The following is a 13,930-nucleotide window of genomic DNA, read 5'->3' as shown; positions in this document are numbered from 1 at the left end:
TTGCCGTGAGCCAGGGCGAACGGAAAATGCTCCAGGTCAGGGCGGCGGCCCGGAGCGGAGTGCTATCCGCGCGGCCCGCCGCCGAGCGCGCGCCACGCCGCCCCGCCCGCCAGCAGGCCGGCGAGCAGCGCCAGGACCAGCCCGCCCACCACCGTCTCCTCCGCCGCCGGCAGCACCGCCATCAGCCAGGCCGGCCCGTGCGCGGGCAGGAATTCCACCCGGGGCGGCAGCAGGAGGCGGCCGATCGCGTACTCGGCCGGCAACAGGATGGCATGGGTCAGGGGATTGCCGAGAGCAAGGCAGGTGCCACCGGCCACCGGCAGGCTGCCGCGCAGGATCAGGGCGAGAAGGGCGGCGACGGCGAGATGCAGGCCGAAGGCCGGCAGCATGGCGGCGGCAGCTCCGGCGGCGACGCCCCGCGCCACATGCGTAGCGCCGCCCGGGGAGGCCATGAGGCTCTCCCAGCGGCCCCGCAGCCCCTGGATCAGGCCGCGGAGCAAGGCAAGGGCCTCAGACCTTCTCGACCTGGGCGTATTCGAGCTCGACCGGGGTGGCGCGGCCGAAGATGGAGACGGAGACCTTCACGCGGCCCTTCTCCTCGTCCACCTCCTCCACCGAGCCCATGAAGCTGGTGAAGGGACCGTCGGCGACGCGCACCTGCTCGCCCACCTCGAAGACGATGGCGGGCCGCTTGGGCTTGTCGGCGCCCTCCTGGACCTGCTGCACGATGCGCAGCGCCTCGGCCTCGCTGATCGGGCTCGGGCGGTTGCGGGCGCCGAGGAAGCCGGTGACCTTGGGCGTGTCCTTGACCAGGTGCCAGGCCTCGTCGGTCATCTGCATCTTCACCAGCACGTAGCCGGGGAAGAACTTGCGCTCGGAATTGACCTTCTGGCCGCGCCGCACCTCCGTCACCTCCTCGGAGGGGACGAGGATGTCGCCGATCTTGTCAGCCAGCCCCTTCTGGGCCGCCTGCTCCTTGATCTGGCTCGCGATCTTCTTCTCGAAGCCCGAATAGACGTGAACGACGTACCACTTCATGTCGGCCATGGAACCGCTCCCGCCCTCAAACACCGAAGCCGAACAGCAGGCTCATCGCGAGCTGGATGAGCTTGTCGGTCGCCAGGAAAAACACCGCCGCCAGGGCCGAGAGCGCCAGGACCAGGCCGGTGGTGATCAGCGTCTCCTTGCGCGTCGGCCAGGTGACGCGGGACACCTCCTGCCGCACATCGCGGATGAACCCCGCGGGATCGAGCTTCGCCAAAACTGCCAACCTTACCTGGTTCCTGGGAAACGACTCTCTGGGAAACACAGCGCGGGCGGTCTCCGGACCGGAGCCACCCCGCAAGACCCGGCCTCGCGCGGCGGGCCGGGCCGGGCCCCGGACTCCTTCGGGGGCCGCACCGGCATCAAAGCCTGGACACTGGCAGGGGCGGAGGGTCTCGAACCCCCAACCTCCGGTTTTGGAGACCGGCGCTCTAGCCAATTGAGCTACGCCCCTGCGCGGCGCCATCGCTGCGCGAGGCTGGGTCTATAAGTCAGCCGGCAACCCCTGTCGAGGGGCCGCCGACATGCAGCACCACGGTGCGCCCCAGCTTGTCGTGCCAGCACTGCCGGCGCGGATCCCAGAGCATCCAGAAGTAGCCGAGGCAGAGCGGCAGGGCGGAGAGGATGTAGCTGCAGTACCGCGCCAGGAGCCGCGGGAAGGAGGCGGGCGCGCCGGTCTCGGCATCGACGATGCGAAGCCCCAGCGCGAGCTTGCCCGGCGTGGCCTGCCGCAGCACCCAGAAGAGCAGGATGATCAGCGCCAGGATGAGCTGCACCATCAGCTCCGACAGCAGGCCGGGGTCCTGCTCGGCGGGATCGCCGCCCTGCAGGGAGATCGACATCGCCTGCACCAGGCCGAGCAGGAATCCCACCGGCAGCAGGCAGAGGAAGTCGATCAGCTGCGCCCCGAGGCGGCGGCCGAAGCTGGCGTAGCGGCTGCCGGCCCAGCCGGGCGGCAGGGGGTCCAGTCTGCTGGGCATCGGCCGTGCTGTCCTTCTGCGGTCCGGGCGGAACTGTAGAGGATTCCGCCGCCCGCCACCCGCCCGGCACAAAAGCCCGCGCAAAAAAAGAGCGGGCGGCCCCCGGGGGACCGCCCGCTCCCTTTCCCCACGCGCCGGCCAGGCCGGCGCGGGAGGCGGATCAGTTGCTGATCTTGGCGACGACGCCGGCGCCGACGGTGCGGCCGCCCTCGCGGATGGCGAAGCGCAGGCCCTCGTCCATGGCGATCGGCGCGATCAGCTCGACGTCCATCGACACGTTGTCGCCCGGCATCACCATCTCGACGCCTTCCGGCAGCGTCACCACGCCCGTCACGTCCGTCGTGCGGAAGTAGAACTGCGGACGATAGTTGGTGAAGAACGGCGTGTGACGGCCACCCTCCTCCTTCGTCAGCACATAGGCCTCCGCCTTGAACTTCGAGTGCGGCTTGATCGAGCCCGGCGCCGCCAGAACCTGGCCGCGCTCCACGTCCTCGCGCTTCGTGCCGCGCAGCAGCGCGCCGATGTTGTCGCCCGCCTCGCCGCTGTCCAGCAGCTTGCGGAACATCTCGACGCCCGTCACCGTCGTCTTCGTCGTGTCCTTCAGACCGACGATCTCGACTTCCTCGCCGACCTTGATGATGCCGCGCTCCACGCGCCCGGTCACCACCGTGCCGCGGCCCGAGATCGAGAACACGTCCTCGATCGGCATCAGGAACGGACGGTCCTTCGGGCGCTCCGGCTGCGGAATGTAGGCGTCCACCGCCTCCATCAGCTTCAGCACCGCCTGCTCGCCCAGCTCCGGGTTCTTGTCCTCCAGCGCCATCAGCGCCGAGCCCTGGATCACCGGAATGTCGTCGCCCGGGAACTGGTAGGAGGACAGCAGCTCGCGCACCTCCATCTCCACCAGCTCCAGCAGGTCGGGGTCCGCCATGTCGCACTTGTTCAGGAACACCACCAGCGCCGGAACGCCAACCTGGCGCGCCAGCAGGATGTGCTCCCGCGTCTGCGGCATCGGGCCGTCGGCCGCCGACACCACCAGGATCGCGCCGTCCATCTGCGCCGCGCCCGTGATCATGTTCTTCACGTAGTCGGCGTGGCCCGGGCAATCCACATGCGCGTAGTGACGGTTCGCCGTCTCGTACTCGACATGCGCCGTCGAGATCGTGATGCCGCGAGCCCGCTCCTCCGGCGCCTTGTCGATCTGGTCATACGCCGTGAACGACGCACCGCCCGACTTCGCCAGAACCTTGGTGATCGCCGCCGTCAGCGACGTCTTGCCATGATCCACATGCCCGATCGTGCCAATGTTGCAGTGCGGCTTCGTCCGCTCAAACTTAGCTTTCGCCATCTATCGTCACCCTGTCGGTCCAGCGCCGATACCGGCGCGACATCCGGCCCTCTGCCCCGCACCCGGCTCCAGCCCCTCGGCAGAGAGATGGAGCGGGTGACGGGAATCGAACCCGCACAACCAGCTTGGAAGGCTGGGGCTCTACCATTGAGCTACACCCGCACCGCACGGGGCCCTTGCGGGCCACCGCGCCGTGGCGCCGTCCAACCGGGGAGGATTGCCGCCCGGCCGGTGCCGCGATGCCTCGCGGCGACAGGCCGGATATGGAGGGGGTTGGATTCGAACCAACGTAGGCGCAAGCCAACGGATTTACAGTCCGTCCCCTTTAGCCACTCGGGCACCCCTCCGCGCTTTCCCCGGCCGGCGGGAGCGCCGCGCACTATCCGGTTTCGGCACCGCCTGTCAACGCACCCCGCGCGAAGGGGGCGAAGAATCCGCTCGCTTCGCCCGCCGCCGCCCGCCGGCCCCGTCATTCGCTTGCTTTGTCCCCGCCGATCCGCAGGATGCCGCCATGTCCCGCCCCCCTCGCCGGCCGGAAGGCCCGCGCCGCCCCGCCCGTACCCCCTTCCGCGCCACCTCCGCCCCGGCCACGCCGGCGCCCGAGCCGCGACAGCCGGACCGCCACCGCGAAGGCGCGCGCGGCCGCCCCGACGCCGCCGGCGAGGCCGCGCCGGCGCGCGACCGCGACCGCGCCGAGGGCGGCACGCTCTGGCTCTACGGCCTGCACACCGTCGCCGCCGCCCTGGCCAATCCGCGCCGCCGCAACCGCCGCCTGCTGCTGACCGCCGAGGCCGAGCAGGCCCTGGCCGCGCGTCTGCCCCGGCCCTGGCCGCTGCAGGCCGAGCGGGCCGAGCGGGGCCGCTTCCAGACCTTCCTGCCGGAGGACGCGGTGCACCAGGGCGCCGCCCTGCTGGCCGAGCCGCTGCCTCCGGTGCCGCTGGACGAGGTGCTGGCCCGTTCGCGCGGCACCGTCCTGCTGCTCGACCAGGTGACCGATCCGCGCAATGTCGGCGCCATCCTGCGCTCCGCCGCCGCCTTCGGCGCCGCCGCGGTGGTCATGCAGGACCGCAACGCGCCACCCGAGACCGGTGCCATGGCGCGCGCGGCCGTCGGCGCGCTCGACGGCGTGCCGGTGGCGCGCGAGGTCAATCTGGCGCGCACCATCCAGACCCTGCAGAAGGCCGGCTACTGGGTGATGGGCCTGGCCGGGGAGGCGCGCGAGGAGCTGGCCCGCGCCAGGCCGCGGGACCGGCCGGTGGCACTGGTGCTCGGCGCCGAGGACAGCGGCCTGCGGCGGCTGCAGCGCGAGACCTGCGACGAGCTGGTGCGGCTGCCGATCTCCGGCGCGGTGGAGAGCCTGAACGTCTCGGTGGCCGCCGCCGTGGCGCTCTACGAACTGGCGCGCGAGGGCTGAGGCCACCGCGCCTTCAGCTTTCGTCAAGCCTCCGGCGGGCAGGCTGCGCCGGCCGCCCCTGAGGCGGGAACCCTGGCCAGGATGGCACAACCTTGGACTGAGCAACCATGGCCCTCGCCACCTGGCATGACTTCACCGAACAGCAGCAGCTCGCCCTGTCGCAGGAGGCGCTGCGCCGCGCCGCGCAACTCCTGGCCGGCCAGGCCGAGACCCTGGCCCACGAGATGGAGGAGGGCGCCCTGATCGACCAGGGCGGGCCGGAGGCGCTGCGCCTCTTCGCCAGCGTCGTTCGCGCCACCACCGAGGATGCCTTCGGCCCCGCCCGGCGGGCCTGACCGCAACCCCGCCCCCGATCGCCCAGTCCCTTGATCGCACAGCGATATTTGCACGCCACGCGGCGATTCGCCCGCCTCCGCCCTTGCCCGGACACGGCGAGGGGCGCATGGTCCGCGGCATCCATGGCCATTGGGAGTGACGGGCGATGAGCGTGACGGCAACCGGGAGCAACGCGGCTCTGCAGGCGAGGCGCGAGGCGGCGGTGCCGCGCGGTCTGGGCATCCAGCTGCCGGTCTTCGCGGCCAAGGCCGAGAATGCCGAGATCACCGATATCGAGGGCAAGCGCTACGTCGACTTCGCCGCCGGCATCGCGGTGCTGAACACCGGCCACCTGCACCCCAAGGTCAAGGCGGCGGTGCAGAAGCAGCTCGACAGCTTCAGCCATACCTGCATCCAGGTGATGCCCTATGAGGGCTATATCCGCCTGGCCGAGCGGCTGAACGAGAAGGTGCCGACGCGCGGCCCGCGCAAGACGGTGTTCCTCACCACCGGCGCCGAGGCGATCGAGAACGCGGTCAAGATCGCCCGCCACCACACCGGGCGGAACGGCGTCATCGCCTTCTCCGGGGCCTTCCACGGCCGCACCCTGCTCGGCATGGCGCTGACCGGCAAGGTGGTGCCCTACAAGGCGGGCTTCGGCTCGATGCCGGGCGAGATCTACCACCTGCCCTTCCCCGTGACCTATCACGGCAAGGAGGTGGCGCAGACGCTGGAGGCGCTGGAGGTGATGTTCCGCGCCGATGTCGATCCGAAGCGGATCGCCGCCATGATCATCGAGCCCGTCCAGGGCGAGGGCGGCTTCTATGTCGCCCAGGCCGAGCTGCTCGCCGGCCTGCGCAAGATCTGCGACGAGCACGGCATCGTCATGATCGTGGACGAGGTGCAGACCGGCTTCGCCCGCACCGGCAAGATGTTCGCCATCGAGCATTCCGGCGTGCAGCCCGACCTGATGACCATGGCCAAGTCGCTGGCCGGCGGCTTCCCGCTCTCCGCCGTCACCGGCAAGGCCGAGATCATGGACAGCCCCGGCGCCGGCGGCCTCGGCGGCACCTATGGCGGCAACCCGCTGGCCTGCGCCGCCGGCAATGCCGTGCTCGACGTGATCGAGGAGGAAGGGCTCTGCGCCCGGGCCGAGCAGATCGGCGAGCTGCTCACCGGCCGGCTGAAGGAGATGCAGTCCTCCAACAGCTTGGAGGGCGTGATCGGCGATATCCGCGGCCTCGGCGCCATGGTGGCGATGGAGCTGGTCTCGGGGAACAACCCCGACCGGCCCGACCCCGACCTGACCAAGGCGCTGATCGCCCGGGCGGCGCAGAAGGGCCTGATCATCCTGGCCTGCGGCGTGCGCGGCAATGTCGTCCGCTTCCTGGTGCCGCTCACCGCCTCCGACGCGCTGATCAACGAGGGCATGGACATCCTGGGCGAATCGCTGCGCGAGTGCGTGGCCGAGCGCGCCGCCTGAACCCGGCCGCCCGGCGGGGGGCCTCCTCCCGCCGGGCACCCCTGGCCCCCGTGCCCTCCTTGCCGGCCTCACGCCCCATGCCCATCTGCCCTGCCGGCCGTTCAGGGAGGGCAGCATGGCCGTCCATCTCCTCCGTCGCATGGCACCGCTCGCGGCCGCCGGCCTGCTGCTGGCCTCCCCCGCCCTCGCCGGGGTGAGCGTGGACTTCGCCGATCCCGCCCGCTTCACCGATGCCCGCCTCGATGGCGGCGGCGGCGCCCGGCCGGACGCGCCGGAACTCCTGGCCCTGCGGCGGCACCTGGAAGCGCTCGGCGCCCGCCTGCCGCCCGGCACCGCGCTTCGCATCACCGTGCTGGACATCGACCTGGCCGGGCGTTGCGAGCCCTGGCGCATCGAGAATCCCGACCTCCGCGTGATGACGCCGGCCACCTGGCCGCGCATCCGCCTGCGTTACGCGCTGGATCGCCCAGGGGATCATCCAGGCGAGGCCCCGGCGATGGCGGAGGAGAGCGTGAGCGACATGGCCTATCTGACGCGCGCCCGCATGGCGCGGGCGGGGGACCGCCTGTGGTACGAGAAGGCCATGCTGGACGACTGGTTCCGGCAGCGCTTCCTCCGGTGAGCGAGGCGATCTTCGGCCTGATCCTGGCCGGCGGCCAGGCGCGCCGCATGGGGGGCGGCGACAAGCCGCTGCTCCCGCTCGGCGGCCGCCCCATGCTGGCCCATGTCATCAGAGGGCTGCGCCCGCAGGTGGCGGGGCTGCTGCTCAGCGCCAACGGGGATCCCGCCCGCTTCGCGCCCTGGGCGGGGCCGGCGATTCCCGTGCTGCCCGACCCCCTGCCCGGGCAGCCGGGGCCCCTGGCCGGCATCCTCGCCGGGCTCGACTGGCTGGCGGAGCGGCGGGACGGGGTCGGCTGGCTGCTCTCCGTGCCGGGCGACACGCCCTTCATTCCCGCCGACCTGGCCGCCCGGCTGCGCGCGGCCCGCGCGGCGGCCGGCACGCCCCTGGCCTGCGCCCGCTCCGGCGGCCGGCTGCATCCGGCGGTCGGCCTCTGGCCGGTGGCCCTGCGCGACGCCCTGCGGCGGGCGCTCCTGGCCGATGAGCGGAAGGTCGCCCGTTGGACGGCGCGCCATGGCTGCGCCGAGGCGGAATGGCCCGGCGGGCCGGCGGACCCCTTCTTCAACGCCAACACGCCGGAGGAGCTGGCGGAGGCGGAGGCGCGGCTGGCGCGGGAGGGCTGAGCCCGGGCCGGAGCGGTTGCCGCTCTGGCCAGTTGTTTTCAGGAGCATCTTCACCCGATCAGGCGATTCCCCCTGGTCGGGATCTGCTCTACCGCTCGCAGCGGATGAAGACGGCACCGCGATTGGCGATCTCGCCAACATCCGCCGCGCTCTTCTCCGCGCCGGCGCTGGAGGCGGTCGCGGGGGCCAGCCCGGCACGGCGGGCGAAGGCCAGGGCGGCCTCGCCCTTCACCGCGAAATTGACGTTCTGCGGGATGTCGCCCGTCTGCTTCGCGATGTTCTGCGCATGCAGCTTGCTCACCACCACGCCGACCAGGTTGCCCTGCAGGTCGAGCAGCGGCCCGCCGGAATTGCCCGGCTGCACCGCGGCGCTGATCTGGTAGTGCGCCGGGTTGTTGCCGAGCCCGTTCAGCCCGTTCACCTCGCCGCGCGTCAGCTTGGGGTCGGAGGAGAGCAGGCCCGGCAGCGGGAAGCCATAGGCGATGACCCCCTCGCCGCGCCGCACCGGCGGCGCGGCGCGGAAGGCCAGCGGCTCACCGGGATTGCCCGGCACGGCCAGCAGGGCGAGGTCCAGCCCGGCATCGACGCGGGCCGGCGGCACGGCGGGCAGCAGGCGGCCATCGGCGGTGCGGATGAAGATGCGGTCGCAGCCGGCGACGACATGCTGGTTGGTCATCACGCGGTCGGTGGCCACCACGAAGCCGCTGCCGGAGGAGACGCGGGCGCGCGGATTGGGCGCGCCGGGCGCCGGCTGGCTGGACGCGGGGCGAAGATCGGCCTCGGTAACGGCGATGCGGGGCTCGGCGCAGATGTCGCGGCCGCGCAGGATGGCCTCGCGGCCGTCCTGCACCACCAGCCGCAGGTCGAAGCGGCAGCCGGCCTCGGGCCGCGTCGCCAGGGTGAACAGCTTGCCGCTGGGCATCGGCGCGGGCAGCGTGTTGCGCCCCCAGCCCTCCGCCCCGCCCTGCGCCGCCCGCCCCTCGCGCAGGGCGTAGAAACCGGTCGCCACCTGGCCGGTGCGGTTCGCGAGCTGGATGCGGTGGCTCCCGCCCGGAGCGGCGTCGGGGGCCTGCGCGGCGGCGGGGCCGGACGCGGCGAGGAGGGCCGCGAGGCCGGCGAGGGGGCGGAGAAGGGGGAGGAGGCGCATGATGCGCGGGGATCAACCCTGCCCTGCGGCGCCGGTCAATGGCGCTCTTGACCTTCCCACAATGAGAAGCCCCATCTCCTCCCCATGCCCGACGCCAGCCCCCCCTCCGAACGGATCACCCTGCCCATCACCGGCATGACCTGCGCCAGCTGCGCCGGACGGGTCGAGCGCGCGCTGCGGCGGGTGCCGGGCGTGGCGGAGGCGCAGGTCAACCTGGCCGGCGAGACCGCCGAGGTGCGCGGCACGGCCGAGCTGCGGGCGCTCTCCGAAGCGGTCGGCCAGGCCGGCTACGGGCTCGGCATCGAGGAGCGCGACCTCGGCATCGGCGGCATGACCTGCGCCAGCTGCGCGGGGCGCGTGGAGCGGGCGCTGAAGGCCGTCCCCGGCGTGCTGGAGGCCTCGGTCAACCTGGCCACCGAGCGGGTGCATCTGCGCCTGCTGACGGGGCTCGACGAGGCTGCGCTGGCGGCGGCGGTGGCGCGGGCGGGCTATCGCGTCACCACAGCCGGGACCACCGCGGCGGAGGCGGAAGGCGGGCGCGGCCCCTGGCGCGACAGGGCCGAGCTGGCGCTGGCCTTCCTCCTGGCCGCCCCCTTCCTGGCCGGCATGCTCGGCATGGCCCTCGGCCGGCACTGGATGCCGCCGGGCTGGCTCCAGCTCGCCCTCGCCGCGCCGCTGCAGTTCGGCCTGGGCTGGCGCTTCTACCGCGCCGGCTGGCGCGCGCTGCGCGCCGGCACCGGCAACATGGACCTGCTGGTCGCCCTCGGCACCTCGGCGGCCTTCGGCCTCTCCGTGGTCCTGCTGGCGCGGGGCGAGGCGCATCTCTACTTCGAGGCCTCGGCCATCATCATCGCCTTCGTGCTGCTGGGCCGCTTCCTGGAGGGCCGCGCGCGGCGCGCCACCGGCGCCGCCATCGCCGCCCTGCTGGCGCTGCGCCCGCGCACCGCCCGCCGCCTGGACGCGGCCGGGCGGGAGGAGGAGGTGCCCGCCGCCACGCTCCGGGTCGGCGACCGCGTCGTGATCCGCCCCGGCGAGCGCATCCCGGCCGACGGGCTGGTGGAGGAGGGCGCCTCGGGCGTGGATGAGAGCGCGCTGACCGGCGAGAGCCGCGCCGTGGAGAAGCATCCCGGCGATACCGCCGCCACCGGCACCGTGGCGCTGGACGGGCGGCTGGTGGTCCGCGCCACCGCCGTCGGCGGCGAGACCCGGCTGGCCCGGGTGGCGGCGCTGGTGCAGGCGGCCCAGGCCAGCCGCGCCCCGGTGCAGAAGCTGGTGGATCGCGTCAGCGCCGTCTTCGTGCCGGTGGTGCTGGGCGTGGCGGCGCTGACCCTGCTCGGCTGGCTGCTGGCCGGCGCCGGGCTGCCGGCGGCCATCCTGCATGCCGTCGCGGTGCTGGTCATCGCCTGCCCCTGCGCCCTCGGCCTCGCCACCCCGGCCGCCATCATGGCCGGCACCGGCGCCGCCGCCCGCGCCGGCATCCTGATCCGCGACGCCGAGGCGCTGGAGCGCGCCGGGCACATCACCCTGGTCGCCTTCGACAAGACCGGCACGCTGACCGAGGGCCGGCCGCACCTGGCCGCCCTGCACACGGCGCCCGGCATGACGCGGGCGGAGGTGCTGGCCGCCGCCGCCCGGCTGCAGGCCGGCAGCGAGCACCCCCTGGCCCGCGCCGTGCTGGCCGAGGCCGAGGCGGAGGGCAGCGGCGGCGGGATGGTGGCGGAGGCCTTCCGCGCCCTGCCCGGCCGTGGCGTCGAGGGGGTGGTCGATGGCCGCCGCCTGCGCCTCGGCAGCCCGCGCCTGCTGGCCGAGAGCGGCGCCGCGCCCGGCCCGCTGGAAGGCGCCGCTGCCACCGAGGCCGGCAAGGGCGCGAGCCTGTCCTGGCTGATCGAGGTCGGATCGATCGAAGCCGGGCCGCCCCGCGTCTTCGCCCTCTTCGCCTTCGCCGACACGCCGCGCGCGGGCGCCGCGGAGGCGGTGCGGGCGCTGCGCGAGCAGGGCGTGGCGGTGGCCATGCTGAGCGGTGACGGCGCCGCCGCCGCCCAGGCCGTGGCGCGGCAGCTCGGCCTCCGCGAGGTCGCGGCCGAGGTGCTGCCGGAGCAGAAGGCGGCGCGGATCGCCGCCTGGCGGAAGGAGGGGCGGCGCGTCGCCATGGTGGGGGACGGAGTGAACGACGCCGCCGCGCTGGCCACCGCCGATCTCGGCATCGCCATGGGCAGCGGCACCGACGCCGCCATCGCGGCCGCCCATGTCACCCTGCTGCGCCCCGATCCCGCCCTGGTGCCGGCGACGCTGGCCGTCACCCGCGCCACCCTGGCCAGGATCCGGCAGAACCTGGCCTGGGCCTTCGGCTTCAACGCGCTCGGCATCCCGCTGGCGGCGCTCGGCCTGCTCTCCCCGGCGCTGGCCGGGGCGGCCATGGCCTTCTCCTCGGTCGCGGTGCTGTCCAACGCGCTGCTGCTCTCGCGCTGGAGGCCCGGACGATGAACATCGGCGAGGCCGCCGGGCGCGCCGGGCTGAGCGCCCGAATGATCCGCCACTACGAGGCCGAGGGGCTGCTGGTCCCGGCCCGGCTGGCCAATGGCTACCGCGACTACACCCCCGCCGATGTCGCCGTGCTGCGCTTCATCCGCCATGCCCGCGCGCTCGCCTTCCCGCTTGAGGATGTGCGCCGCCTGCTGGCGCTCTGGCGCGACCGCAACCGCGCCAGCGCCGATGTGCGGCGCATCGCGCTGGATCATGTCGCGGCGCTGGAGGCCAAGGCCGAGGCGATGCAGGCCATGGCGCGGAGCCTGCGCCACCTGGCCGCGCACTGCCATGGCGACGGCCGCCCCGACTGCCCCATCCTGGACGAGCTGGAGAAGACCCCATGAGCGAGACCATCACCCTGGCCGTGCGCGGCATGAGCTGCGCCCATTGCGTCCGCGCCGTGACCGAGGCGATCCGCGCGGAGGACCCGGCGGCCGAGGTCGCGGTGTCGCTGGAGGCCGGCCAGGTCACCGCGCGCACCCGCCTGCCGCGCGCGCGGGTCGCCGCGCTGATCGCGGCGGAAGGCTACGAGGCCCTCTGAGGTTCCGCGGCATCCACCTTTCGTTCATCCCGCCGTGGCAGAACTCGCGCACCTCAGCGGAGAGCGCGGGATGAGCGACCTTTGGAAGAATCCGAAACAACCGAGCCTGCCGGGGCCCCTGCAGGGGGAACGGCGCAGCCCCTCGCCCCTGGCCGACTACAACAAGGCCCGCTTCACCGGCTATGGCGGGGAGGATGTCCACCAGACCGCCAAGCCGCCCGCCGGCCCGGTCAACCCGGTGATCGGCCGGCTGCGGGATGAGCTGGGCGAGCTGGTCGAGAGGCACCGCGCCTTCTTCACCCTGCATGCCGAGATGGACCCCCGCGCCCTCAGCCGCACGCGGGAGGGCTGGTCGGTCGCCTGGCGCCGCTGGGCGCTCGACGACCTGAACGACCAGGTGGCCGAGAGCCGCGAGGTCTACGTGATCTATCGCGGCGAGAGCTACCGCCATGCGCTCTACCTCGACCGGCTGGGCCAGCAGATGCTGGCGGTGCAGCCGCAGGAGCCGCACGGCAAGCTGCGCTACCGCCGGCTGAGCGCGAAGACCGATCTCTGCGACCTCTACGGCCCCTTCGCCCGGCTGTCCGACAACCCCCTGGGCTGAGGACCGGGCCGGCGGGGCCCATCGGCAGGGCCGGGACTGGGCTTCCGGTGCGCCCGCGCTACTCTGCGCGCGCAACCGGAGGAACCGCAGGCCCATGCGCATCACCGCCATCCGCCAGGGCGTCGCGCCCATCAGCAGCGAGATCGCCAACGCCTATATCGACTTCTCGAAGATGACGGCGAGCATCGTCGCCGTGACGGTGGAGGACGGGCAGGGCCGCAGCGCCACCGGCTTCGGCTTCAACTCCAACGGCCGCTACGCCCAGCCGGGCCTGCTGGCCGAGCGCTTCATCCCCCGCCTCCAGGAGGCGCCGGAGGCGCTGCTGGCGACGCCGGAGGGCGGGCTCGATCCCGCCGGCGCCTGGTCCGCCATGATGCGCAACGAGAAGCCGGGCGGCCATGGCGAGCGCTCGGTCGCCGTCGGCGTGCTCGACATGGCGCTGTGGGACGCGGCGGCCAAGCTGGAGGGGGTGCCGCTCTGGAAGCTGCTGGCCGAGCGCTTCCGCCAGGGCCAGGCGGACGAGACCGCCTGGATCTACGCCGCCGGCGGCTACTACTACCCCGGCAAGGACGTCTCCGCGCTGGTCGAGGAGATGCGGCGCTACCTCGGCATGGGCTATTCGGTGGTGAAGATGAAGATCGGCGGCGCCCCCGGCGTGCCGATCAAGGAGGCGCTGCCCGAGGACGTGAAGCGCATCGAGGCGGTGCTGGCGCTGCTCGGCGGCGACGGCTCGCGGCTCTGCGTCGACGTCAACGGCCGCTTCGGCCTGCATGCCGCCCTGGCCTACGGCGCCGCCCTCGCCCCCTACCGGCTGCGCTGGTACGAGGAGCCCCTGGACCCGCTGGACTACAGCAACCACGCCGCCCTGGCCGAGCAGTACGGCGGCCCGCTGGCCACCGGCGAGAACCTCTTCTCCATGCAGGATGCCCGCAACCTGATCCGCCATGGCGGCCTGCGGCCGGACCGCGACATCCTGCAGTTCGACCCGGCCCTGTCCTATGGCCTGGTGGAATACCTCCGCACGCTGGAGATGCTGGCGCAGCACGGCTGGAGCCCGCGCCGCTGCGTGCCGCATGGCGGCCACCAGTTCGCGCTCAACATCGCGGTGGGCCTCGGCCTTGGCGGCAACGAGAGCTATCCGGAGGTCTTCGCCCCCTTCGGCGGCTTCGCCGACGACACGCCGGTGCGGGACAGCCGCATCCACCTGCACGACAGCCCGGGCATCGGCTTCGAGCGCAAGAACGCCCTCCACGCGGTGCTGAAGACCCTGCTCGACTGAGGCGCCC

The 13,930-nt window shown here is 73.3% G+C and carries 16 protein-coding genes and 3 tRNA genes; 10 read left to right on the top strand and 9 right to left on the bottom strand.

Features of this window, described 5'->3' with window-relative positions:
* Positions 1–62: 62 nt before the first annotated feature.
* The 8 genes from ACF3NH_RS08375 to ACF3NH_RS08340 form a co-directional block, all read right to left on the bottom strand.
* On the bottom strand, positions 63–500 hold the full coding sequence (locus ACF3NH_RS08375) for a DUF2062 domain-containing protein (protein ID WP_422922508.1): 438 nt from the start codon (positions 498–500) through the stop codon (positions 63–65).
* Between the two features lie 10 nt (positions 501–510).
* Positions 511–1,047: a transcription termination/antitermination protein NusG gene (gene nusG, locus ACF3NH_RS08370; protein WP_198365196.1), complete on the bottom strand. Its 537-nt coding sequence runs from the start codon at positions 1,045–1,047 to the stop codon at positions 511–513.
* A gap of 16 nt (positions 1,048–1,063) precedes the next feature.
* The gene (secE, locus tag ACF3NH_RS08365; protein ID WP_198365195.1) at positions 1,064–1,270 is read right to left on the bottom strand and encodes a preprotein translocase subunit SecE; all 207 of its coding nucleotides are present in this window, start codon (positions 1,268–1,270) and stop codon (positions 1,064–1,066) included.
* Positions 1,271–1,421: 151 nt separating this feature from the next.
* A tRNA-Trp gene (locus ACF3NH_RS08360) sits at positions 1,422–1,498 on the bottom strand.
* Between the two features lie 37 nt (positions 1,499–1,535).
* Complete coding sequence (locus ACF3NH_RS08355) at positions 1,536–2,024, bottom strand: RDD family protein (RefSeq protein ID WP_198365194.1); 489 nt, start codon at positions 2,022–2,024, stop codon at positions 1,536–1,538.
* 160 nt (positions 2,025–2,184) lie between these two features.
* Positions 2,185–3,372 (bottom strand): elongation factor Tu, encoded by a 1,188-nt coding sequence (tuf, locus tag ACF3NH_RS08350; RefSeq protein WP_198365193.1) that lies wholly within the window; start codon positions 3,370–3,372, stop codon positions 2,185–2,187.
* Positions 3,373–3,460: 88 nt separating this feature from the next.
* Positions 3,461–3,534: transfer RNA gene (locus ACF3NH_RS08345), tRNA-Gly, on the bottom strand.
* 102 nt (positions 3,535–3,636) lie between these two features.
* Positions 3,637–3,719 (bottom strand) — tRNA-Tyr (locus ACF3NH_RS08340).
* Between the two features lie 164 nt (positions 3,720–3,883).
* On the opposite strand from ACF3NH_RS08340, the gene rlmB reads away from it, so the two are divergent.
* From rlmB to mobA, 5 genes are all read left to right on the top strand, one after another.
* A complete protein-coding gene (gene rlmB, locus ACF3NH_RS08335) occupies positions 3,884–4,786 on the top strand; it encodes a 23S rRNA (guanosine(2251)-2'-O)-methyltransferase RlmB (RefSeq protein ID WP_422922507.1) in 903 nt (300 codons plus the stop codon).
* A 107-nt stretch (positions 4,787–4,893) separates the two neighbouring features.
* Positions 4,894–5,121 (top strand): hypothetical protein, encoded by a 228-nt coding sequence (locus ACF3NH_RS08330; protein ID WP_422922506.1) that lies wholly within the window; start codon positions 4,894–4,896, stop codon positions 5,119–5,121.
* 146 nt (positions 5,122–5,267) lie between these two features.
* The gene (gene gabT / locus ACF3NH_RS08325; RefSeq protein WP_422922505.1) at positions 5,268–6,584 is read left to right on the top strand and encodes a 4-aminobutyrate--2-oxoglutarate transaminase; all 1,317 of its coding nucleotides are present in this window, start codon (positions 5,268–5,270) and stop codon (positions 6,582–6,584) included.
* Between the two features lie 115 nt (positions 6,585–6,699).
* The gene (locus ACF3NH_RS08320) at positions 6,700–7,206 is read left to right on the top strand and encodes a DUF3016 domain-containing protein (RefSeq protein WP_422922504.1); all 507 of its coding nucleotides are present in this window, start codon (positions 6,700–6,702) and stop codon (positions 7,204–7,206) included.
* Positions 7,203–7,826 (top strand): molybdenum cofactor guanylyltransferase MobA, encoded by a 624-nt coding sequence (gene mobA / locus ACF3NH_RS08315; RefSeq protein WP_422922503.1) that lies wholly within the window; start codon positions 7,203–7,205, stop codon positions 7,824–7,826. Before ACF3NH_RS08320 ends, mobA begins: the two co-directional genes overlap by 4 nt.
* A gap of 88 nt (positions 7,827–7,914) precedes the next feature.
* Here the strand turns inward: mobA and ACF3NH_RS08310 are convergent, their stop codons facing one another.
* Complete coding sequence (locus ACF3NH_RS08310; protein ID WP_422922502.1) at positions 7,915–8,973, bottom strand: trypsin-like peptidase domain-containing protein; 1,059 nt, start codon at positions 8,971–8,973, stop codon at positions 7,915–7,917.
* Between the two features lie 84 nt (positions 8,974–9,057).
* On the opposite strand from ACF3NH_RS08310, the gene ACF3NH_RS08305 reads away from it, so the two are divergent.
* The 5 genes from ACF3NH_RS08305 to ACF3NH_RS08285 all read left to right on the top strand — a co-directional run bounded on the left by ACF3NH_RS08305 (position 9,058) and on the right by ACF3NH_RS08285 (position 13,923).
* Positions 9,058–11,457: a heavy metal translocating P-type ATPase gene (locus tag ACF3NH_RS08305; RefSeq protein WP_422922501.1), complete on the top strand. Its 2,400-nt coding sequence runs from the start codon at positions 9,058–9,060 to the stop codon at positions 11,455–11,457.
* Positions 11,454–11,843: a Cu(I)-responsive transcriptional regulator gene (gene cueR, locus ACF3NH_RS08300; protein ID WP_198365186.1), complete on the top strand. Its 390-nt coding sequence runs from the start codon at positions 11,454–11,456 to the stop codon at positions 11,841–11,843. Before ACF3NH_RS08305 ends, cueR begins: the two co-directional genes overlap by 4 nt.
* On the top strand, positions 11,840–12,040 hold the full coding sequence (locus ACF3NH_RS08295) for a heavy-metal-associated domain-containing protein (protein ID WP_198365185.1): 201 nt from the start codon (positions 11,840–11,842) through the stop codon (positions 12,038–12,040). The genes cueR and ACF3NH_RS08295 overlap by 4 nt, the downstream gene beginning before the upstream one ends.
* Before the next feature lie 70 nt (positions 12,041–12,110).
* Positions 12,111–12,644: a hypothetical protein gene (locus ACF3NH_RS08290; protein ID WP_198365184.1), complete on the top strand. Its 534-nt coding sequence runs from the start codon at positions 12,111–12,113 to the stop codon at positions 12,642–12,644.
* Between the two features lie 94 nt (positions 12,645–12,738).
* Complete coding sequence (locus ACF3NH_RS08285) at positions 12,739–13,923, top strand: enolase C-terminal domain-like protein (protein ID WP_198365183.1); 1,185 nt, start codon at positions 12,739–12,741, stop codon at positions 13,921–13,923.
* Positions 13,924–13,930 lie beyond the last annotated feature (7 nt).

Source organism: Pseudoroseomonas sp. WGS1072, assembly GCF_049340465.1.
Taxonomy (GTDB): Bacteria; Pseudomonadota; Alphaproteobacteria; order Acetobacterales; family Acetobacteraceae; genus Pseudoroseomonas.
The sequence above is the reverse complement of the archived record's forward strand: the minus strand, read 5'-3'. Positions and strand labels throughout refer to the sequence as shown.

Coding starts and splice junctions, on each gene's coding strand:
- nusG (WP_198365196.1), bottom strand. CDS start 1,047: ATGGCCGACATGAAGTGGTACGTCGTTCACGTCTATTCGGGCTTCGAG.
- ACF3NH_RS08355 (WP_198365194.1), bottom strand. CDS start 2,024: ATGCCCAGCAGACTGGACCCCCTGCCGCCCGGCTGGGCCGGCAGCCGC.
- tuf (WP_198365193.1), bottom strand. CDS start 3,372: ATGGCGAAAGCTAAGTTTGAGCGGACGAAGCCGCACTGCAACATTGGC.
- rlmB (WP_422922507.1), top strand. CDS start 3,884: ATGTCCCGCCCCCCTCGCCGGCCGGAAGGCCCGCGCCGCCCCGCCCGT.
- ACF3NH_RS08330 (WP_422922506.1), top strand. CDS start 4,894: ATGGCCCTCGCCACCTGGCATGACTTCACCGAACAGCAGCAGCTCGCC.
- gabT (WP_422922505.1), top strand. CDS start 5,268: ATGAGCGTGACGGCAACCGGGAGCAACGCGGCTCTGCAGGCGAGGCGC.
- ACF3NH_RS08320 (WP_422922504.1), top strand. CDS start 6,700: ATGGCCGTCCATCTCCTCCGTCGCATGGCACCGCTCGCGGCCGCCGGC.
- ACF3NH_RS08310 (WP_422922502.1), bottom strand. CDS start 8,973: ATGCGCCTCCTCCCCCTTCTCCGCCCCCTCGCCGGCCTCGCGGCCCTC.
- ACF3NH_RS08305 (WP_422922501.1), top strand. CDS start 9,058: ATGCCCGACGCCAGCCCCCCCTCCGAACGGATCACCCTGCCCATCACC.
- cueR (WP_198365186.1), top strand. CDS start 11,454: ATGAACATCGGCGAGGCCGCCGGGCGCGCCGGGCTGAGCGCCCGAATG.
- ACF3NH_RS08295 (WP_198365185.1), top strand. CDS start 11,840: ATGAGCGAGACCATCACCCTGGCCGTGCGCGGCATGAGCTGCGCCCAT.
- ACF3NH_RS08290 (WP_198365184.1), top strand. CDS start 12,111: ATGAGCGACCTTTGGAAGAATCCGAAACAACCGAGCCTGCCGGGGCCC.
- ACF3NH_RS08285 (WP_198365183.1), top strand. CDS start 12,739: ATGCGCATCACCGCCATCCGCCAGGGCGTCGCGCCCATCAGCAGCGAG.